The organism is Pseudomonas brassicacearum (assembly GCF_003732225.1).
Classification (GTDB): domain Bacteria; phylum Pseudomonadota; class Gammaproteobacteria; order Pseudomonadales; family Pseudomonadaceae; genus Aquipseudomonas; species Aquipseudomonas brassicacearum_E.
Genome location: NZ_MOBJ01000034.1, coordinates 53,632 through 74,532, shown reverse-complemented (window position 1 = coordinate 74,532; position 20,901 = coordinate 53,632). Strand labels below are relative to the sequence as shown.

Here is a 20,901-nt window from a genome sequence, read left to right as displayed (position 1 = left end):
TCTCGGGCATTATGCAAAAAGGGCTTCACAGACAGCGGTGCAGCCTGATCGGTGAAAAGCCGTTATCATAAGCGCCTCTTTGCCTGCCTTGCCATGGACACCATGACCGAGAACGACTATCTGATCGCTTGGGGCCTTTACGCCTTTGCCGCTTTGGGCTGCCTGTTGGTGTGGATGCGCCTGACCCGCTGGATGTGGCGCTGGTTGCGCGAACCACTGCGTCTGCTGGTGGCCGTGCTGTTGTTCAGCCCGACCATCATCGACCCGGTGAAGGAAAAATTCGCCCCGGCCATCGCCATTACTGCCCTGGACCTTATGTTCAAGGTGGGTAACAACGCCTGGCGCGCGATCTCCGACCTGTTCATGTACGGCATGATCGTCTTCGGCATTTACCTGATCTTCGCGCTGATCCGCTTTCCTGTCGAACGTGCGTCCAACGCTCGCAAGGAACGGGAGGCCGCGGCGAAAGCAGCTGCCAAGGCTGCTGATCCGGATGATGATCAACCCTTTGGCGGTGCTGGCGATGATCGTTACGGTCGTCCACCGGTTCCGAGCAACCCCCAGCGTTCATCACGCGTCGAACCCCGTCTTTGACGTTGCCCCGGCATTGAAGCGAGAGTCCAGGCATGTGTGAGTTATTGGGCATGAGCGCCAATGTCCCGACCGATATCGTGTTCAGCTTCACAGGGCTGATGCAGCGTGGCGGTCGAACCGGTCCGCACCGGGATGGTTGGGGTATCGCGTTCTATGAAGGCCGTGGCCTGCGCTTGTTTCAGGACCCGGCGGCGAGTTGCGATTCCGAAGTTGCGCTGCTGGTGCAGCGCTATCCGATCAAGAGCGAAGTGGTGATCGGGCATATCCGCCAGGCCAACGTCGGCAAGGTCTGCCTGTCCAACACCCATCCGTTCGTGCGCGAGTTGTGGGGACGCAACTGGTGTTTCGCGCATAACGGCCAACTCGCCGACTTCCAGCCGACCGCCAGTTTTTACCGGCCGGTTGGCGACACCGACAGTGAAGCGGCGTTTTGCGACGTGCTCAATCGTGTGCGTGAAGCCTTCCCGGAGCCGGTTGAAGTTGAGCAGTTGCTACCGAGTCTGGTGGCGGCGTGCGCCGAATACCGTAGCAAAGGTGTGTTCAACTGCCTGTTGAGCGATGGTGACTGGCTGTTTTGTTATTGCTCGACCAAATTGGCGCAGATCACCCGTCGCGCACCGTTTGGTCCGGCACGCTTGAAGGATGTGGACGTGATCGTCGACTTCCAGGCCGAAACCACGCCTAACGATGTGGTGACGGTCATTGCCACCGAACCCCTGACCGAAAACGAAACCTGGACCCGTTACGAACCGGGCCAATGGAGCCTGTGGCGACGCGGTGAATGCGTCAGCCAGGGCAAGACCGAATAAGGAACACCTTTCTATGTTGCTCAGTTATTTGCGGCTGGTGTTGTTTGCGATCGGCCTGTTGGTGGGGGTGCAAGTACCGGGTTTCATCAACGATTACGCCAAGCGGGTCGAGGCGCATCTGATCGAAGCGCAGACTGGTCTGCGGGGCTTTCAGGGTACTGCCGAGCAGTTCTTCAAGGGCGACCTGCAAGCTCTGGTCGCGCATTACCGTGCCAGTGACGATCCGGTGTTTCGCAGTGATGCTGACAGCCTGAGCACCTTGCTCACTCGCCAATTGGCGCTGGACAAGCAATTCCAGGCCATGCAAGGCCCGTGGTACATCCGCGTCTTGCAGGTGGTGTTGGCGGCTGACCCGGATATTCGCAAGGAAACCTGGAATGGCTACAGCTACCAGCTATTGCTGACGCCTGAAGCCATGGGCTGGGGGCTGAGCGGGGCGATGTTGCTGTCGTTCGGTCTGGAATGCCTGTTCCGTCTGATCGACTGGGTGGTGTTGGGCGGCAAGCGCCTGCGCCAGAGCCGACCGATCGAAGAGCGCGATTTGCGCGGCTTGTAACACTCTCGAAAGTGCAGGAGCCGGCAAGCCGGCTCCAGCTTTATTTACCAATCGATCGAGTAGCTGAGGCTCAACGTACGGCCTTCGGCGTTGGCGTACGGCGCTTTGGCGTTGGCCTGGGCGAACAGGTTGACGTACGTGCGGTCGGTCAGGTTGTACACTCCGCCTTCGAGACGCCCGACCGGCAATCGCACGGAGCCGAGCAGGTCCACCAGCGTATAGCCCTTGATGTCGCGCCCGTTGTTGTCCTTGGCTGCGGCGTCGTAACTGGCCAGGCGCATGCCTTGCAAACGCAGGGTGTAGTCATCTTCGGTGTAGCCGACGAACAGCGTGGTTTTGGCCGGTGAGATACGTGTCGCCGGCAGGTCGATCCATTTGCCGTTCTGCTCGGTCTCGCCCTTGGCCCACGCATAAGTGCCCCCCACTGACCAGTGATCGGTCGCGCGGTAGGTCAGGCTGTTTTCGATGCCACGCACCCGTTCCTTCTGGTTGATCAGGCGCAAGACGCGATCATTGGCATCGTAGAACTGGGTCACGTCCGAGGTGTTTTCATACACGGTGACGTCGGCCTGCCACTGGTCCCAGTTACCGCGCCAGCCCAGCTCGTAGCTGTCGACCTTGATGGCCTGGGCGTTGAGGCTCTGGATATCGAAGGTACTGTTCACGTCACGCAAGAAGCGCTGGATATCCGGTAGCGAAAAACCCTGGCTGTAATTGGCGAAGATGTCCTGGTTCTCGCTCAGGTGATAGACCGCGCCCAGGTTATACAGTGTGGCATCGTATTTGAGGGTGTCGCCGGGCAGGGTAGCGCGGACGCCGGTCTGGACGATCTGACCGTAGGCGATGCTGTCGGCGACCTCACTTTCGATCCATTCACGGCGCACACCGCCACGCAAGGTCCAGTCGCCAACGTCCCAGGACATTTGCCCGAACAACGCCTTGGTGGTGGTTTCGAGATCCGGGCCCATCTCGTAGGTGGTGCCGGTCTTGGTGTAAGTCAGCCCTTTGAGGGTGTACTGGTCGCCACGCTGGCGGGAGCGCTCGTGATCGTAGTCGGCGCCCCAGACCAGATTGCCCGTAGCGCTGCCGATGGCCGGCAACGGCGTGTCGATGGCCGCGCGCAACCCGTAGACATCCTGCACGCTGTTGTTGTCGGCAATCCCGGCCTTGCCCCGCGACAGGTCCGGGAAGAACAGCGCGTCGGCTCGGCGCCAGTAGCTTTCCAGCTGCAGGCCCTGACCGTAGAAGTCCTTGTCGGTGTAGTTGAGGTTGACTGCCTGGTTATGGGTGTAGGGCTGGTCATCGAGTTTCAGCCCTTTGACCGCTACGGCTTGCTGCAGGTTTTTCGGGTCTTTGGTGAAGTCAGTGTCCTGCTGATCCTTGTAGTCCTGCAGCGACAGGCTGAGTTTTTTATCGGCATCCAGTTCGTAACCGAAACGACCTTGCAGGTCATAGGTTTCGGTGTCCATGTTGCTGCCCTGAGAGGTGTCCTGAGGGATGCGCTTGCCGTTGCCATCGAACTGATCGTTACGCTGGGTCAGGTCGGCGGACACGTACCAGTCCAGCGCGTCCTTGCGCCCGGTCGCACTCTGGAAAGCTTCGTAGGCGAAACCTTTGCTATTGAGGTTGTTGCCGCTGGTCAGGCCCAGTTTGCTGCTGTAGGCAATGTCCTGGCCCTGATTGCGTTTGGTGATGATGTTGATGATGCCGCCCGAAGCGCCGGCACCGTAGATGCTGCTGGCGCCGGAAATCACTTCGATGCGCTCGATGCTGGCCGGCGCGATGCTGTTGAGCTGGCGGAAGTTGTCGCGCGTAGCGTTCTGCGATACACCGTCGATCAACACCAGCATGTTGCGCCCGCGCAGGGTCTGGCCGAAGTTGCTCATCCCGCCGCTGGACGGCGCAAGGCCGGGAACCAATTGCCCAAGAATGTCGGAGACCCGACGACCCGCGCCGCTCTGCTCGCGTACCTGCTGTTCGTCGATGACCTGGACCGAGCCTGGAATCGAGGCAATGCTCGCTTCGCTGCGAGTCGCGGAAACAACGGTGGCTTGCATGTTCAAGGTGCCGGGTTGCTGCTCGGTCTCCTCGGCCCAGGTTTGGGCGCTGAAGGAGCCAAGCAGCGGAATTAACAGAGAAAGTCTGGTTCGGGTCATGACGTGGTCTTTTTTTAGTTTTGATAAGTGTGGGTAGATAAGGGTGTGGGGCCGGGTGTGGAGGTGAATGACCGCACCCAGCGAATCCCGATGGCGGCCAGCGCGTAAGTCAGCGCCACCAGCCAGAAGCTGTGGGCCAGCCCGACCAGCCCCATGCCGATCCCGCCGAGCACGGCACCCAGCAAGGCGCCAGCCTTGGCCGCGCTGTTGCCGAGGCCGAGGGCAAAACCTTGTTGGCTTGAAGAAACGGTGTTGGCGATCAGCGCATAGGCGACGGGCAGCAGGGCGCCTTGCCAGATGCCCCAGACCAGCCGGCTGACGAGAAACCCCAGCCATTCGTTGGCCAGTGCCGTGGCCGCCAGCGTCAGGGCGCACAGCCAGGCGACGCCTTCAATGACACGCAAGGTGTAGGCCGGTTGCCAGCGGTCGAACAGGCGTCCCCACAGCGGAGCGGAAATGGCCAGGGTCGCGGCGCTTGCCGCATAAGTGGCGCCGATCAGCCAGCTCGGTGCGTGCAGAATCTCGGCGACGTACAGCGCGTAGAACGGCTGCGGCATCATCTTCGCGGCCTGAATCAACACGATCACCAACAGGATTCCACCGAGCCAGCCTTTGGGCAGGGCCACCGGCGCAAGCGGTTTTTTCTTCGCTGCCTGCGCCTTGTCGGCCGGCAGGAAAAAACTCCCCAGTGCACACAGCAGGCAAATCGCCGTCGCGCCATAACAGAGCAGGGCGAATCCCGAGATGTCCATCAACCAGCCGCCCAGCACCGGGCCGATCAACGAGCCGACGGCGGTCGCCGATTGCAGACGGGCCAGGGTGTGACCGCGCCGGGAACTGTCGCAGCAGGCGAGGGCATAAGCTTGCGCGGCGGCGAGAAACCCGGCCAATGCGCCTTGCATCACGCGAATGCCCACCAGCAGCCACGGGTCGATGGTGATGGCTGCCAACCCTTGGCACAACGCCAATGCCAGCAACGCCCGAACGATCATTGGCTTGTGTCCGGTTCGATCACCCAACCGGCCCCACACGGGAGTCAGGAGCATGGCGGCGAGCATCGGACCGGCATAGACCAGCGCCGATAACAGCGCGGTGTAGCCGGCGCCCTCTGGCCCGAGCAGATGCCGGATCTGCAAGGGCCAGAACGGGCCGCTCATTTCCATGGCCCCCATGGAGACAAACTGGATGACGATCAGCAGTCGCAATGCACGACTGTCAGCGAGCATGGGCACTGGATCGCAGTGGATTGCTCAGGCGTCCGACGATGTCGGCGTGGCTGTCGTGCAAGCGCATGCGCATGAACGATTTGGCTGGCCAATCCTGTTCCAGCAAGGCCTCGCGCTCGCTTTCCCAGCGTGTCGGTTCGACACGTTCGCGCAAGGCGTCGAAGCACTGTGCAACGTGCGCTGCCAAACGCTCCCACAGGATGTTTTCCGATACGTTCCAGTGACGGGCACAGAGCAACGTCAGCTCGCCGAGGTGGCACATGAACGTGGTGTGCAGGAGTTTGTCGCGGACAAAACCGGACTCGTCATACAGGGTCATTTTCGGATCGTGCAACTGGATATCCAGGCCCTTGGCGTGCAGGGTTTTGCGATCGATGCGAATGTCGCCGAAGTCACGCAGTAACAGTCGATTCAACTGCCCGTCAGCGCCCATCACCATGAAGCTGTTTTGCTGGTGCGCTTCGAACGCCACGCCATACATCAGGTAAATGCCCAGCAGGCTCGGTACGGCAATCGACAGGTAGTCATCGAAGAACGCCAGCATGGCCTCGCTGTCGTCATGGCCCTGGGCCAGGCGTACCCAATCGCGCAGCAACGGTTGTTCGAATTCGTTGACGGCGAACAGGCTGCCGACCGGGACTGCCAGTTCGCCTTCTTGCAGCAGGGTCAGCGGGTTGTCGCGGTAGAGCACGGCGGCATGCCGGGAACGTTCGTCGTCGGCCGGTTGTGGCGCGTAGTGCACACCGATGCGCTCTGGCACGATGTTCAGCAGACGCTGAATCTGTGGCTCCAGATCGAGAATATCCAGCAACAACTGACTGATGCGCGGCCCCATCCGGGCCGAGCGCGGCGACACCGTGCGCTGCACGCTGGTCAGGCGCAAGGCCACCGGCAGTTTGACCATCGGCGCAACGCGACTGGCCTCCGGTACGACTGTGCGAAAGGACATGGTCGGGTGGCCAGTGAAGGCAACGATGTCAGTGACGATCAGCAGGTTGTCGGCGATCTCGTTGGCGAACGATTTTGGCAGCTCTTCATCGGCTTGCCATGGGTGCGCCGGGAGCGGGAGGTAGTCCGTTACTTCCAGGCCCAACTGCTGCAAATGGCGCTGCAATTGTTCGGCGGCCTGCGGGAAGTGACCTTGCCACCAGTCCCAGTAATCGGCGGTGCCGGCCAGCATCTCGACGTGGGCGTACTGGCGGTGCAGGGCGCACAACACGATCGGAAAACTCGCTTCGAACTCCGGCGAGAAAGCAATGACCTGAGTGGCGCTCAAGCCCAGTTTGGTCTTGTAGTTGGGGTGCCATGGATGGCCGAGCGTGCCCCACTGTTCGAGCAACGACGTCGGGTTATGGTGACCGGGGCTGGCTTTGAGCCAGGCGAGCAGGTTGTCGTCGTGTTCGGTGCCGATCTGCTCTCTCAGGCGTTCGGTCCATCCATGGTGGAACGCCAGGCACAGGGTGTCGTTGCTGTAGCTGTCATCCAGCTCGCGGGCCAGGCGTTCCAGTACCAGCGGGGAGGCGGGCGGGTTGAGCTGAGTGCCGAGACAGGCGAGCAGTTCGCTGGGTAACTGGATCTTGTGAGGCAGTGCGTCGGGGGTGTGCAGGACGATGCTCCCGCGTACATCCCAACTGTTCATTCTGCCGCCGGACAGGTGATCGAAGCACAGGTGTGCACCATTGCCCAGCGGCAGCCAGCAGCGGCGGTTGTCGTCGTATTCGCAGGCGTCGGGGTTGATCAGACCTTCGCGAAACAGCGCCTGGATCAGGCGTTGGAAGCAGCGCTGGGCGGCGGGCTCCAGCGCATTGCTCAAGTGATCGAGGGTGATGCGGTGGGACTGGAAAGCCTGGGTGCCAAGGGCTTCGCTCCAGTGTGAGAGCAGTTGCTGCTGTTTTTGCGTGTAGGCGCGCATCAAGTCCGACTCCTTCTGGACGGTTGTTTAGCTGAATGCGCGCTGAGAATACCGTTTTAAAACAATAATGCAAATGATAGCAATTCCTACTTGCAGCGTGGGAAAGGTCCTTTTCAGAGGTCGGCCTAGTCTTTGCTCAAGACGATGTACTGCTCGCCAACCTTCTGCGCATAGCGCTCCACGACTTGCTGACACAACGCCACGATCTCCTCGACCCACTCCGCGCCGACCCGCCATGACACCACCACTTGCAGGTTGGGCGGGCGCTGATCGATGGTCAGCAAGGTCAACTCGCCCTGGGTCAGTTCTTCGCTGACCAGCACCGGCGGCAAGGCACCAATGCCGAAACCGTCACGCAGCAATCGGATGATCGCTGACACCGAGTTCACGCAACTGAGCTTTGGCGCGAGCACGCCATTGGCCTGCATCAGGCTGAGCACGTCCTGATGCGGATGGGAGTTTTTCGAGTAGGTGATGATTCGTTCACGGGCCAGATCGGCGACGCTTGTGTAGTCGCGGTTGTAGATCGAATTGCTGGCGACGATCCAGCCCATCGGGTGGCTGGCCAGTTCCAGGCTGCGCACGCTTTCCTGGCGCAGCAGGTCGGTTTGCAGAATCAGGTCGAGAAAACCCTTTTGCAGCTGATCGCAGAGATTCAGCGAGGTATCGGCGACCAACTCGATTTCTACCAGCGGAAAGTGATCGGTCATCTGCGCCACCAGCGGGCTGAGCCAGGTGTGAATGACGGTGTCCATCACGCCGATGCGAACCCGCCCGACTTTGCTTGAACGCGTCTCCAGCGACTGCTTGAGCGCCTGCATGGTATCGATCATTTGCTCGGCGTAATCGAGCACCTTCACGCCTTCGGGCGTCAGCTTCACACCGCGCGAATCACGCAGAAAAAGCTTCACCCCAAGTTCGCTTTCAAGCACCGCGATGCGGCTGGAGATCGATGCCTGGGTGGTGAAGAGCTTGTCGGCGGTCAGGCGAAAACTTTTCAGCCGGGCGACCCAAACGAAGGTTTCGAGAAATTTGAGGTTCATGCGATCAACTTTTTCTTATGCCTTGGCAGGGGTTTTATTAGTTGGACGGGTGGGGCGCCGTCATCGAAAAATGCGCCAAACCCACGATAGGCGTCGTCGGTGTTCTGAACAATACCAATAAAATTCAGGTGGAGATTTGCCATGAGTGCGCCCGACACGCTCGATGTCGCCGAGCCCCAGAGCCGTCCCGGTCCCTTTGACTGGTATCGCAACATCAATCAGCAGGAACGCCGGACCTTCTGGAGCTGCAAGATCGGCTATGGCCTGGACGGCATGGATACTCAGATGTTGAGTTTCGTGGTGCCGACGCTCATCGCCATGTGGGGCATCACCACCGGCCAGGCCGGGTTGATCCACACCAGCACGCTGATCGCTTCGGCCATTGGCGGTTGGGTCGCCGGGATTCTGTCCGATCGCATCGGTCGCGTGCGCACCTTGCAACTGACGGTGCTGTGGTTTGCCGGCTTCACCTTCCTCTGCGGTTTCGCGCAAAACTACGAACAACTGTTGATTGCCCGAACCCTGATGGGCTTCGGTTTCGGTGGCGAATGGACAGCTGGCGCGGTCCTGATCGGCGAAGTGATCCGCGCCAAGGATCGCGGCAAAGCGGTGGGCATGGTGCAATCCGGCTGGGCCTTGGGTTGGGGCCTGACGGCGATCCTCTACGCGGTGCTGTTCTCGATCCTGCCGCCGGAAGACGCCTGGCGAGCGCTGTTCATCCTCGGCATCGTGCCGGCGATTTTTGTGATCTTCGTGCGCCGGTTGGTCAAGGACCCGGAAATCTACCGCCAGGCCAAGGCCCGGCAGGAACCGAGCAACCCGTCGAAGTTCTACGAGATCTTCGCCCCCGGCATGCTCAGCACCACGTTTCGCGCATCCTTGCTGACCACCGGTGCCCTGGGTGGTTACTACGCGATCACCTCCTGGCTGCCGACTTTCCTGAAAAACGAACGCGGACTGAGCGTACTCGGCACCGGTGGATATCTGGCGATGGTGATTGTCGGGTCCTACGTCGGCTATGTGATCAGCGCCTACTTGACCGACATCCTGGGTCGCAAGAAGAACTTCATTCTGTTCGCCGTGGGCTCGTTCACCATTGTGCTGCTCTACACCCAACTGCCGGTCAGCAATGGCGTGATGCTCTGGCTGGGCTTTCCGCTGGGTTTCTTTGCCTCGGGGATTTTCAGCGGCATGGGCGCATTTTTGACCGAGCTGTTTCCGACGCGGATTCGCGGTTCCGGTCAGGGCTTTTGCTACAACGTCGGTCGGGCGCTGGCGGCGCTGTTTCCGCTGCTGATCGGTTTGCTCAGCCAGAAAGTGCCGCTGAGCGTCGGGATCGGCGCGTTTGCGGCAGTATCCTACGGTGTAGTGATCTTGGCGGCGTTGAGCCTGCCGGAAACCCGTGGCAAGCAACTCGATGCGCAGTAACTGATAATCTGCGGGACAGATAGAAATGTCCCGCAGCCAAAACGACAACAGCTTATAGGAGCGCCCACCGTGAGCCGCCTGCTATTGAACTGCGATATCGGCGAAAGCTTTGGTCACTGGACCATGGGGCTGGATGCCGAAGTGATGCCGTACATCGATTGCGCCAATATTGCTTGCGGGTTCCACGCCGGTGACCCGAGCATCATGCGCAAGACTGTCAGCCTGGCGCTGAGCCATGGCGTGCAGATTGGCGCTCATCCGGCTTATCAGGATCTGCCGGGATTCGGTCGGCGTTCCATGGCCTACTCCGCACAGGAACTTCAGGATCTTTTGCACTACCAGATTGGCGCACTGGACGGTATTTGCCGGGCGCAGGGCGCTCGCGTGAGTTATGTCAAACCCCACGGTGCGATGTACAACGACATGATGGCCAACCCCGCGCAATTGCGGGCAGTGATTCAGGCCGTCGCGGCGTATGACCGGCAACTGCCGTTGATGCTGATGGCGACTCGTGACAACAGCGCGGCTCAACTGATGGGCGATGAGTACGGTGTGACGCTGTGGTTCGAAGCGTTCGCCGATCGTGCCTATGACAGCGCCGGGCATCTGGTTTCGCGGCAGTTGCCGGGTGCGGTGCATCACGATCCCGAGAAAATCATTCAACAGGCGCTGACCATCGCTCGCGGTGACAGCCTGGTTGCCAGCGACGGCAGCACCTTGCATTTGCAGGCCAATACCCTGTGCGTACATGGCGACAACGACAGTTCGGTGGCGGCCGTGCAGCGGATCCGTGAGGCTTTGAATCAGCAGAGTGCGCCATGAAGCCAAGGGTTGAAGTGGTGGCAATCGATTGCCTGATGGTGCGGCTGTTCGATGAAATCGCCGAAGCCAACATGCCGTGGATGCTCGCCGCCAGCGAGCGGCTGCGTGCAGGGTTCGCCGGACATTTGATCGATCTGGTGCCGTCCTATACAACCCTGATGGTGCATTACGATCTGCTCGCCTTGAGCCCGGTTCAGGCACGGGAACTGATCGCCGAAGCCTTGAGCGATCTGACCCCCAACGCCCAGGCCAGCGGTCAATGCCATGTATTGCCGGTCTGGTATGACCTCAGTGTCGGGCCTGAACTGAGTCTGCTTTCACAGCGCAGCGGGCTGGCGGTGGAGGAGGTGATTCGCCGCCACAGTGAGCGTGAGTATCAGGTCTTCGCGTTGGGGTTTGCGCCGGGGTTTGCCTTTATGGGGCTGGTCGAAGAAGTACTGGCCGCGCCCCGTTTGAATACGCCACGCAAGCGCGTGGCCGCCGGTAGCGTGGGGATTGCCGAACGGCAGACAGCGGCTTATCCGCTGGTGTCGCCCGGTGGCTGGAACCTGATCGGTCGCACCCCGGCCAAACTGTTCGACCGCGAACGTGAGGGCTACAGCCTGATGCAACCGGGCGATACGGTGCGTTTTGCGGCGGTCAGTCATGCCGAATTCGTCAATCTGGGCGGCGACGATACGCCGCTGGAGGTGCAGGCATGAGCCGTTTGACGATCGAAGCCAGCACGCCGCTGTGCTTGCTGCAGGATGCCGGCCGGTTCGGTGTGCGGCATCTGGGCGTGACCCAGGGCGGTGCGGCGGATTGGCTATCAATGTCTTGGGCCAACTGGCTGCTGGGCAACTCGCTGGAGTCGGCGGTGATTGAAGTCACCCTCGGCGGTTTGACCCTGGAGGCGCGGGACGATTGCTGTCTGGCGCTGGCGGGGGCGGACCTGGGTACATTGCTGGACGGTCAGCCGTTGGCACCGTGGCGCAGTTTTCAGCTGAAGAAAGGCCAGCGTTTGCAATTCACCCAACCCTTGCTCGGTGCCCGTGCCTATCTGGCGGCGCCCGGTGGTTTCAACGCGCCGCAAGTGTTGGGCAGTTGTGCAACGGTGGTGCGTGAAGAACTCGGTGGTCTGGACGGTTTTGGCCGAGCCCTGGCACGAGGTGTCGAGTTGAGTTACTCCGGGCTGGCGCAGACATTGCGGGAGGTGCCGCACGAGCAGCGACCGGACTTCAAACTGACTCAGCCGCTGGATCTGGTGCTCGGTGCGCAACACGGCGAGTTCAGCGGGCAAAGCCTGTTCGATGCCTTCAATCGGGTCTGGACCCTCGATAGCCGTGCCGACCGGATGGGCATTCGTTTGCTGGGGACGGCGTTGCAGTATCAAGGCACGCCGATGATCTCCGAAGGCATCCCGCTGGGCGCGGTTCAGGTGCCACCGGATGGGCAACCGATCGTGCTGCTCAATGATCGGCAGACTATCGGCGGTTATCCACGGTTAGGCGCGTTGACGCCGTTGGCGCTGGCACGGCTGGCGCAGTGTTTGCCGGGGCAGCAGATCCGGTTGACGCCGGTGGTGCAAGAGACGGCGCATTGGCAGCAGGTCGAGTATTTGCGCAGGTTCATCAACCGCTAAAAGCATCGCGAGCAAGCTCGCTCCCACAGTGGATCGGTGTTGCTCACACGTTTTGTGATCGACACTTACCCCTGTGGGAGCGAGCTTGCTCGCGATAGGGCCCTGACAGGCGGCGAAGATTATTTGGACAAAAACCGCATCCCTTCTTCCAGCCCGCGCAAGGTCAACGGGAACATCCGGTCCTCGATCAGATCGCGCACGATGTTGGTCGAAGACGTGTAACCCCAGGTGTCTTTCGGGTATGGGTTGATCCAGATGAGTTTCTTGTACTTCTCCATGAAGCGCTGCATCCAGACGTAACCGGCTTCTTCGTTCCAGTGCTCGACGCTGCCGCCGGCCTGGGTGATTTCGTAAGGCGCCATGGCGGCGTCGCCGACGAAGATCACTTTGTAGTCGGCGCCGTACTTGTGCAGCAGGTCCATGGTGGCCGTGCGTTCCGAGCCACGGCGCATGTTGTTCTTCCACACCGATTCATAAATGAAGTTGTGGAAGTAGAAGTACTCCAGGTGTTTGAACTCGGTCTTGCAGGCCGAGAACAGCTCTTCGCAGATCTTCACATGGGCGTCCATCGAACCGCCGATGTCGAACAGCAGCAACAGCTTGATGGTGTTGCGTCGTTCCGGGCGCATCTGAATGTTCAGCAGTCCGGCGTCACGCGCGGTGTGGTCGATGGTGCCGTCGATGTCCAGTTCATCCGCTGCACCCTGGCGGGCGAATTTGCGCAGCCGGCGCAGGGCCACCTTGATGTTGCGCGTGCCCAATTCGACCTGATCGTCGAGGTTCTTGTACTCGCGCTGGTCCCAGACCTTGACCGCTTTGCCCTGACGTTTGCCGGCATCGCCGACCCGGATGCCTTCCGGGTTGAAACCCCCGGAGCCAAAGGGGCTGGTGCCACCGGTGCCGATCCACTTGTTGCCGCCGGCATGGCGTTCTTTCTGTTCTTCCAGACGTTTCTTGAACTCTTCGATCAGCTTGTCGAGGCCGCCGAGCGACTGGATTTGTGCTCGTTCCTCATCGGTCAGCGAGCGCTCGAATTCCTTGCGCAACCAGTCTTCGGGAATCAGCGCCTGAAGGTGATCGTCGAGTTTTTCCAGGCCATTGAAGTAGGCTCCGAACGCCCGGTCGAACTTGTCGAAATGCCGTTCATCCTTCACCAGAATCGCCCGCGACAAGTAATAAAACTCGTCCATGTCGGCGAAGATCACGCGTTGTTTCAGCGCGTTGATCAGGTCCAGCAGCTCACGCACCGAGACCGGCACCTTGGCTGCACGCATTTCATTGAACAGGTTGAGCAGCATGGCTATCGCCCTTTAATAATCTTTGGGTCTGTTCGAAAGCTCGCCGAGCGGCGATCAGGCAAGGCAAAAACAGGCGAGGAGGCGGAGTTTAGTTTACTAAATGAGCATTCCGAGCCTGTTTTTAACGCAGCCTGATCGACGCGCAGGCAGTTTTCGTACAGAGCCTAGCGGGTGCCGCGACGGCTCATGAACGCCAGACGCTCAAGCAACTGCACGTCCTGCTCGTTCTTCACCAGGGCGCCGGCCAGCGGCGGGATGGCCTTGGTCGGATCGCGTTCGCGCAGCACCGCTTCGCCGATGTTGTCGGCCATCAGCAATTTGAGCCAGTCGACCAGTTCGGAAGTCGAAGGCTTTTTCTTCAGGCCTGGGACTTTGCGCACGTCGAAGAACACGTCCAGCGCTTCGCTGACCAGGTCTTTCTTGATGTCCGGGTAGTGCACGTCGACGATCTTTTGCAGGGTGACGCGATCCGGGAAAGCGATGTAGTGGAAGAAGCAACGGCGCAGGAAGGCGTCCGGCAGCTCTTTCTCATTATTGGAGGTAATGATGATGATCGGGCGCTGCTTGGCCTTGATGGTCTCGTCGATCTCGTAAACGTAGAACTCCATCTTGTCGAGTTCTTGCAGCAGGTCGTTCGGGAACTCGATGTCGGCCTTGTCGATTTCGTCGATCAGCAGAATCACCCGCTCTTCGGACTCGAAGGCTTCCCACAGCTTGCCCTTTTTCAGGTAGTTGCGGATGTCATGGACCTTGTCCACACCCAACTGCGAGTCACGCAGGCGGCTGACCGCATCGTACTCATAGAGGCCCTGGTGAGCCTTGGTGGTGGACTTGATGTGCCAGGTGATCAGGCGCGCACCGAAGGATTCGGCCAGTTGTTCGGCCAGCATGGTCTTGCCGGTGCCCGGCTCGCCCTTGACCAGCAAGGGGCGCTCCAGGGTAATGGCGGCATTGACCGCCAGCTTCAGGTCATCGGTGGCGACGTATGCGCTGGTGCCTTCGAACTTCATCGGTAATTCCTCGAACGGTAACGCCGACCTGGCCAGGCAGGGCGGGCGAAATAAAAGTATGCCTGACTATAACGCGGCGCTCGGTCGACTGTGAACGCAGACGGCTTATTCAGTCTCTGAATGGAGCGTCACATGGTGACCCGGTCAGCTCGGGAAATGGATACAAAGTGTGTGCCGCCGCTCGTCGCGACTGGACGCCCAAAGGTGCGAGGCATACCCTTGAAGGCTTCTCCAACGCTGTATAAGGACCCAGCCATGAGCCGCATTTTTGCTGACAACGCGCATTCCATCGGCAACACGCCGCTGGTGCAGATCAACCGTATTGCGCCTCGCGGTGTGACCATTCTGGCGAAGATTGAAGGGCGCAATCCGGGCTACTCAGTCAAATGCCGGATCGGCGCGAGCATGATCTGGGACGCTGAAAGCAGCGGTAAACTCAAGCCGGGCATGACCATTATCGAACCGACCTCGGGCAACACCGGCATCGGTCTGGCGTTTGTCGCTGCTGCTCGTGGCTATAAGTTGGTGCTGACGATGCCGGCGTCCATGAGCATCGAGCGGCGCAAGGTGCTCAAGGCCCTGGGGGCCGAACTGGTACTGACCGAGCCAGCCAAGGGCATGAAAGGTGCTATCGATAAGGCTGCCGAGATTCAGGCCAGTGATCCGGCCCAATATTTCATGCCGCAGCAGTTCGAAAACCCGGCTAACCCGGCGATCCACGAAAAAACCACCGGTCCGGAAATCTGGAACGACACCGACGGCGCGATCGACGTGCTGGTCTCGGGTGTCGGTACCGGCGGGACCATCACCGGCGTTTCGCGGTATATCAAGAACACCAAGGGCAAGCCGATTCTGTCGGTGGCGGTGGAACCGGTGGTCTCGCCAGTGATCACCCAGGCCATGGCCGGTGAGGAAATCAAGCCAAGCCCGCACAAGATTCAGGGCATCGGCGCCGGTTTTGTGCCGAAAAACCTCGATCTGTCGATGGTTGACCGGGTTGAGCTGGTCAGCGATGAAGAATCCAAGGCCATGGCCCTGCGTCTGATGCAGGAGGAGGGGATTCTCTCCGGGATTTCCTGCGGTGCAGCCATGGCGGTTGCCGTGCGTCTGGCCGAAACTCCGGAAATGCAGGGCAAGACTATCGTGGTGATCCTCCCGGATTCCGGCGAGCGTTACCTGTCGAGCATGTTGTTCAGCGATTTGTTCACCGAACAAGAGTTGCAGCAGTAACGCTTAAAAGATCGCAGGCTTCGCCAGCTCCTACGCCGAATGATGTGCCCTGCGTAGGAGCTGGCGCAGCCTGCGATCCTTTGACCTTGATCAGTCAAGGTTCAGGTGCCTTATGTTAATAAGTGCTTTATTGCGCAACCTTTAACACTGATTGTTCAGTTATGTGGGTTTTTCCCAAGGCCGGTAGTGTTTATCATGGCCGGCTGCCATGTCGGGTAAATGACAATGCGCAGAGAGACCTTTTTTCAAGGAGTTGCCCCATGACCTTTTCCTTTGCCGCAAAGGCGTCGCTGTTGCTGTTGTTCATTGGCAGCACGCTCTACGTGCATCTGCGCGGCAAGGCGCGTTTGCCGGTCTTGCGTCAGTTCGTCAACCACTCGGCGCTGTTTGCTCCTTACAACGCCTTGATGTACCTGTTCTCGGGAGTGCCGTCCAAACCGTATCTGGACCGCAGCAAGTTTCCGGAACTGGATGTGCTCAAGGAAAACTGGGAAGTCATTCGTGACGAGGCGATGCACCTGTTCGACGAAGGCTACATCCGCGCCGCCGAGAAGAATAACGACGCCGGTTTCGGTTCGTTCTTCAAGAAGGGCTGGAAGCGTTTTTACCTCAAGTGGTACGACAAACCACTGCCGTCGGCCGAACTGTTGTGCCCGAAAACCGTCGAGCTGGTCAGCCGCATCCCCAATGTAAAAGGCGCGATGTTTGCCCTGTTGCCGGGGGGTAGCCACCTTAACCCGCACCGCGACCCGTTTGCCGGTTCCCTGCGTTATCACTTGGGCTTGTCGACACCGAACTCTGACGACTGCCGCATTTTTGTCGACGGTCAGGTCTATGCCTGGCGTGACGGCGAAGACGTGATGTTCGATGAAACCTACGTGCATTGGGTCAAGAACGAAACCGAAACGACCCGGGTGATTCTGTTCTGTGACATCGAACGTCCGCTGAGCAACCGCTTGATGACCCGCATCAACCGTTGCGTCAGTGGTCTGCTGGGCCGTGCCACGGCGCCGCAAAACCTCGATGACGAGCGCGTCGGCGGGATCAACAAGGCCTACGCCTGGAGCAAGACCTCCAGCGACAAATTCAGCGCTGCGTTCAAACAGTGGAAGCGCCGTAATCCGAAGCTGTATCGCGCCTTGCGTCCGGTATTGGCGGTTGTGGTACTGACGGCGCTGGGTTACTGGTTATTCGGCTGAGTCTTCTGCGTACGCCAGGCCTAAAGATCGCAGCCTGCGGCAGCTCCTACAAATCTGCCCGGCGTAGGAGCTGCCGTAGGCTGCGATCTTTTGATCCAGTCATTGCAGAAAACATCGAGCGCTGGTTATAGTCAGCGCTCGCTGCGTTTCCAACCCAGCGATTTCTCCCTCAAAAAAGATCAGTCCATGCCTGTATCCCTCATCAACGCGGTAGTCGATTCAGCGGTCAACGCTGGCGTCGTGCCGTGCGGGAATTTGCAGCCTGCGCAGATCAGTCACTATCCCCCTCCTGTCAGTCGCACGCCGGTGTGCGCGGTGGTTTCACCGCCAGGTGTTGGCTTCTCGGGCTGATCAGCGTTTTCTGCTGTTCCCTGCGCCCGCCTGAACACAACGACTGAATTTCAGCTTCGGCTGAGTTGGCTTCTTGCCTGATGACAGGTGGTTTTCATGTTGCTCATTTCAAAAAAAACCGCGCTCGCGGCGGCGTCCACGAGCCTGTTCGTTCTGCTCTGGAGTAGTGGGGCGATTTTCTCCAAATGGGGGCTGGCTCACGCCTCACCCTTTGCCTTTCTGTTGATCCGCTTTGCCATTGCCCTGCTGGGGCTGGTAATCCTGATTCCCATCCTCAAACTCAAACTGCCCCGTCGTGGCAAGCCGATGCTCTATGCCGCGGCCACCGGCCTGGTATTGCTGGGCGCCTATCAGATTTTTTATCTGCTGGCGCTGGACCTGAAGGTCACGCCCGGGGTCATGGCCACGATCATGGGGGTTCAACCGATCCTCACCGTGGTGCTGATTGAACGTCAGCGTTCCTGGAGCCGGATGTTCGGCCTGATGCTGGGGCTGACGGGGTTGATCATGGTGGTCTATCAGGGCATCGGTCTGGCCGGGATGTCGCTGGCCGGGATGCTCTTTGGTTTGCTGGCGCTGGTCAGCATGACCGCAGGCTCGATCATGCAGAAACGCATCACCGAAAATCCCCTCGGCACACTGCCGGTGCAGTACCTGGCCGGACTGTTGCTGTGCGGGATTTTCGTGCCGTTCCAGCCGTTCCACTTCGAGCACAGCAGCGGGTTTGTGGTGCCGGTGTTGTGGATGGGGTTGGTGGTGTCGCTGCTGGCGACCTTGCTGCTGTATCGCCTGATCGCCCGAGGCAATCTGGTGAATGTCACCAGTTTGTTCTACCTGGTGCCAGCGGTGACGGCGGTGATGGACTATCTGATATTCGGCAACAGACTGGCGATATTGAGCATGCTCGGCATGCTGTTGATCATTGTCGGGTTGGTGTTTGTGTTCCGTAAAAGCCGCTGATGCTGACGCGGCCTTCGTGATTGGCGAAGGCTGCGTTTTTTAGGGCTGGCATTGCAGGCGCACGCGCTCGTAGTTCAGGGCTTTGTTGCGCTCGGGCAATGCGTAGGGCGCCAGGCAGTGTTTGCCATCCCATTTGATGGTGAGGGTGGCCGAGTCCTCTTCCACCAGCGCCAGGGCTTTACCGCTCGGGTCGGAAATTGCCAGTTGTTTGCCGGCGGCATCTTCCAACGCGGCGCCAAATGGAATGGGCTTGTTCTGCGCATCAAACAGCTCGAACTGCACCCGTCGACCGGTCTTGCCAATATATCGCGCCAACACCACGGCGCCTCGCCTTGGTACGACTTGCTGGGTTGCATTATCGATCTCGATGTCCGCACCCAGATCCCGGGTATCCAGGCTGATCCAGTTCACCCGATAGGGCTGGGTGTTGGGGACCACGGCAAAGCCGTTGGCGCCGGTTTCAGCGCCGCTGTAACTGCCGATTTTGGCCCCGGAGACACCCGGTACTTCGGCCAGGGCAAAGGTTTCGCCCACGGTCTGGCCCAGATTGAATCCTCCCGCGTGGGCGACCACGGAACCGGCCAGGTTAAGGTTTTGCGAGGCGTAACCGCGTCCCTGGCTATAACCCGCGCTGATATCCGCCACTGAGGTGCGGGTGCTGATGTTGGCCGAGGCCGAGCCGCCACCGGTGCTGCTGTTGCCGCCTTGCAGTGAGTAATAGGTGTCGCTGTTTTCCGACAGATAACCGTTGATACCGACTTGAGTGCTATCGCTGTTCTTCTGCGTGCTGGCCGAAACAAAGGCCCGTGGTGCACGGGGCTTGGAACCCAATGGGAACGACAGGGACAGATTGATCAACGTGTCATTGTTTGACGAGCCGAAATCACCGACATCCTTGGTATAGGTTGCGCCGACGTTGTAGCTGACCTCACCCCAGTAGTTGCTGTAGCCGGTGGACAAACTCTGGGAACCGCCGCGTCCCCAGTAGCGCTGGTCGCTGGCGTTCAGGTAAACGCTGCCATATTGCTGGTTGCGGCCCAGGCTCTGGTTGATGGTCAGGTCGGTACGGGTTTTCGAGTTGCCGGTGGGTTTCTGGCCATTGGCGCTGAGTTCCTCGACGTGATTGGTCAGGGTCCGGTAGCCCTCGGTCGAATAGCGATAGGCCGCGAGGGTGAAGTTGGTGTCGGTGCCGGTGAACGTCTTGGCATACAACGCCCGCAGGCTATTACCCTGGACGGACTGGCCCGTGGTAAGGCTGGAGGAGCGAGTCAGGTCGACAGAGACGGCACCGATCGCGGTGTTGCGACCCGCGCCGACTGAGAGCGCCTTGAAGTTCTCCGAGGCCTGGACACCGACGATCCCCGTCAGGTTGCTGTTGATGCCGTAAGCCAGGGTACTGCTGACAAACTGCGGCGACGCCAGGCCATCGCTGTTGCTGTTGTACTTGCCCGCCGAGACGCTGTACTTCACCTGACCTTCGCGGACCATGATCGGCAGGCTGGAAAACGCCTGCATCGTTACCCGTCGGCGGCCATCGGCTTCGATGATGGTCACTTGCAGGTCGCCGTTGGAGCCGCTGGGATAAATGTCGCTGATTTCAAACGGGCCCGGAGGTACGTTGGCGGTGTAGAGGATGTAATCGTTTTGACGGATCTCCACCGTGGCGCTGGTTTCCGCCACGCCGCGAATGATCGGTGCATAACCGCGCTCGCTGTCGGCGCGCATGCCTTCGTCAGAGGCCAGTTTCAGGCCGCGATAACGCACGCTGTCGAACAGGTCGGTGTCGGAGAAGATATCGCCGGCGCTGAACTGGCCCTTCAACGCGGTCACGTCATGTTGCAAGTAGCTGCGGTTGCTCTTGAACGTGTTGGGCTGGCCGGTACTGCTGCTGAAGTTCGATTCGTTGCGCAGCCGCCAGGCGCCCAGGTTGATGCCGTTACGCAGGCCCAGGTTGTTGGAGAACGTGGTGGCGTAATCCGTGCTGTTACGGTTGCTGCTCAACTGATAGTTGATAAAGGCCGCCGAGACGCCGTCGTCCCATAAGGCAGGATCGACATAACCGCGCATGCCGCGCTGCATGGCGATTTGCGGCACGCTGGCCAACAGCCGCAGGCGGCTGACGTCATAGCGCAAGGTGGCCTTGTCGATCAGCGACGGCAGGTCATAGCAGGCTTGCGGCTCATTTGGGTTGAGTTTGCCGGCCGCTTCCAGCTTGTTCATGTCGATGCCCAGTTGCTGCAACATGTCCAGGGTCAGGCAGGCTTCGACCTTGGCGTTTTTCGGGTTGCTGCGGAAGTCGATATCACGGCGCCCCACCAGGGTTTCATTGCTATAGAGATCGACTCGATAGTTGCCGGGCAACACGCTGTTGGCGGACAGCAGCAGTTGCAGGTCCACCGACGACTGGGCGCCTTGCAGAAACGAGGTGTTGAATTGCTCGAGTTGATCCTGTTCGAGTGCAGTCGGCGTCGTTTCAGTAGCACCCGCCAAAGACGGAATACCGAAGACTATCGCTATTGACAGAGCGTTAAGTTTTGAAGGACTCAACAGTGTGAAAGTATTGGATAATCGCGCGCAGTGATTTACGCCATGATCGGATCTGCTGCCCGTGAGTAAAGTCATGCAAAGAACCTATATCACCCCCGATGCGAACGACTAAACGGAGCGAAGAAAAATACGGAAATAG

The 20,901-nt window shown here is 59.7% G+C and carries 18 protein-coding genes; 11 read left to right on the top strand and 7 right to left on the bottom strand.

The genetic code is table 11. The annotated features are described in order from the left end of the window. Window positions 1–93: 93 nt before the first annotated feature. From BK659_RS24765 to BK659_RS24755, 3 genes are read left to right on the top strand one after another with little or no spacing between them, the layout of a single operon-like run. Window positions 94–594, top strand: coding sequence for an MFS transporter (locus BK659_RS24765; RefSeq protein ID WP_123427973.1), 501 nt, complete (start codon window positions 94–96; stop codon window positions 592–594). Between the two features lie 32 nt (window positions 595–626). Continuing rightward, a complete protein-coding gene (locus tag BK659_RS24760; RefSeq protein ID WP_123427971.1) occupies window positions 627–1,403 on the top strand; it encodes a class II glutamine amidotransferase in 777 nt (258 codons plus the stop codon). 13 nt (window positions 1,404–1,416) lie between these two features. Further along, entirely contained in the window at window positions 1,417–1,959 is a 543-nt protein-coding gene (locus BK659_RS24755; RefSeq protein ID WP_019692484.1) for a DUF2937 family protein, read from the top strand. 44 nt (window positions 1,960–2,003) lie between these two features. On the opposite strand, the gene BK659_RS24750 is transcribed toward BK659_RS24755, so the two are convergent. The 4 genes from BK659_RS24750 to BK659_RS24735 all read right to left on the bottom strand — a co-directional run bounded on the left by BK659_RS24750 (window position 2,004) and on the right by BK659_RS24735 (window position 8,296). Beyond that, a complete protein-coding gene (locus BK659_RS24750) occupies window positions 2,004–4,115 on the bottom strand; it encodes a TonB-dependent receptor (RefSeq protein ID WP_123427970.1) in 2,112 nt (703 codons plus the stop codon). 14 nt (window positions 4,116–4,129) lie between these two features. Next, the gene (locus tag BK659_RS24745) at window positions 4,130–5,341 is read right to left on the bottom strand and encodes an MFS transporter (protein ID WP_123427968.1); all 1,212 of its coding nucleotides are present in this window, start codon (window positions 5,339–5,341) and stop codon (window positions 4,130–4,132) included. Then, window positions 5,331–7,253, bottom strand: coding sequence for an IucA/IucC family protein (locus BK659_RS24740; protein ID WP_123427966.1), 1,923 nt, complete (start codon window positions 7,251–7,253; stop codon window positions 5,331–5,333). Before BK659_RS24740 ends, BK659_RS24745 begins: the two co-directional genes overlap by 11 nt. A gap of 125 nt (window positions 7,254–7,378) precedes the next feature. Further along, on the bottom strand, window positions 7,379–8,296 hold the full coding sequence (locus tag BK659_RS24735; protein ID WP_123427964.1) for a LysR family transcriptional regulator: 918 nt from the start codon (window positions 8,294–8,296) through the stop codon (window positions 7,379–7,381). A 141-nt stretch (window positions 8,297–8,437) separates the two neighbouring features. On the opposite strand from BK659_RS24735, the gene BK659_RS24730 reads away from it, so the two are divergent. The 4 genes from BK659_RS24730 (at window position 8,438) to BK659_RS24715 (ending at window position 12,167) form a co-directional block, all read left to right on the top strand. After that, the gene (locus tag BK659_RS24730; RefSeq protein WP_123427962.1) at window positions 8,438–9,724 is read left to right on the top strand and encodes an MFS transporter; all 1,287 of its coding nucleotides are present in this window, start codon (window positions 8,438–8,440) and stop codon (window positions 9,722–9,724) included. 69 nt (window positions 9,725–9,793) lie between these two features. Further along, complete coding sequence (locus BK659_RS24725) at window positions 9,794–10,546, top strand: 5-oxoprolinase subunit PxpA (protein ID WP_123427960.1); 753 nt, start codon at window positions 9,794–9,796, stop codon at window positions 10,544–10,546. Then, window positions 10,543–11,247, top strand: a complete 705-nt coding sequence (gene pxpB, locus BK659_RS24720; RefSeq protein ID WP_123427958.1) for a 5-oxoprolinase subunit PxpB — start codon at window positions 10,543–10,545, stop codon at window positions 11,245–11,247. The genes BK659_RS24725 and pxpB overlap by 4 nt, the downstream gene beginning before the upstream one ends. Then, the gene (locus BK659_RS24715) at window positions 11,244–12,167 is read left to right on the top strand and encodes a 5-oxoprolinase subunit C family protein (RefSeq protein WP_123427956.1); all 924 of its coding nucleotides are present in this window, start codon (window positions 11,244–11,246) and stop codon (window positions 12,165–12,167) included. The genes pxpB and BK659_RS24715 overlap by 4 nt, the downstream gene beginning before the upstream one ends. 119 nt (window positions 12,168–12,286) lie before the next feature. Here BK659_RS24715 and BK659_RS24710 read toward each other — a convergent pair whose 3' ends face one another. Then, window positions 12,287–13,465, bottom strand: coding sequence for a vWA domain-containing protein (locus BK659_RS24710; protein WP_123427954.1), 1,179 nt, complete (start codon window positions 13,463–13,465; stop codon window positions 12,287–12,289). Window positions 13,466–13,629: 164 nt separating this feature from the next. Then, window positions 13,630–14,475, bottom strand: coding sequence for an AAA family ATPase (locus BK659_RS24700; RefSeq protein ID WP_123427952.1), 846 nt, complete (start codon window positions 14,473–14,475; stop codon window positions 13,630–13,632). 255 nt (window positions 14,476–14,730) lie between these two features. On the opposite strand from BK659_RS24700, the gene cysK reads away from it, so the two are divergent. The 4 genes from cysK to BK659_RS24685 all read left to right on the top strand — a co-directional run bounded on the left by cysK (window position 14,731) and on the right by BK659_RS24685 (window position 18,215). Beyond that, window positions 14,731–15,705, top strand: coding sequence for a cysteine synthase A (cysK, locus tag BK659_RS24695; protein ID WP_123427950.1), 975 nt, complete (start codon window positions 14,731–14,733; stop codon window positions 15,703–15,705). 260 nt (window positions 15,706–15,965) lie between these two features. Beyond that, window positions 15,966–16,904, top strand: a complete 939-nt coding sequence (locus BK659_RS24690) for an aspartyl/asparaginyl beta-hydroxylase domain-containing protein (protein ID WP_123427949.1) — start codon at window positions 15,966–15,968, stop codon at window positions 16,902–16,904. Window positions 16,905–17,090: 186 nt separating this feature from the next. Further along, window positions 17,091–17,255, top strand: coding sequence for a hypothetical protein (locus BK659_RS27825; protein ID WP_185015468.1), 165 nt, complete (start codon window positions 17,091–17,093; stop codon window positions 17,253–17,255). A 96-nt stretch (window positions 17,256–17,351) separates the two neighbouring features. Next, on the top strand, window positions 17,352–18,215 hold the full coding sequence (locus tag BK659_RS24685; RefSeq protein WP_123427947.1) for a DMT family transporter: 864 nt from the start codon (window positions 17,352–17,354) through the stop codon (window positions 18,213–18,215). A 39-nt stretch (window positions 18,216–18,254) separates the two neighbouring features. Here the strand turns inward: BK659_RS24685 and BK659_RS24680 are convergent, their stop codons facing one another. Beyond that, the gene (locus BK659_RS24680; RefSeq protein WP_404942548.1) at window positions 18,255–20,714 is read right to left on the bottom strand and encodes a fimbria/pilus outer membrane usher protein; all 2,460 of its coding nucleotides are present in this window, start codon (window positions 20,712–20,714) and stop codon (window positions 18,255–18,257) included. Window positions 20,715–20,901 lie beyond the last annotated feature (187 nt).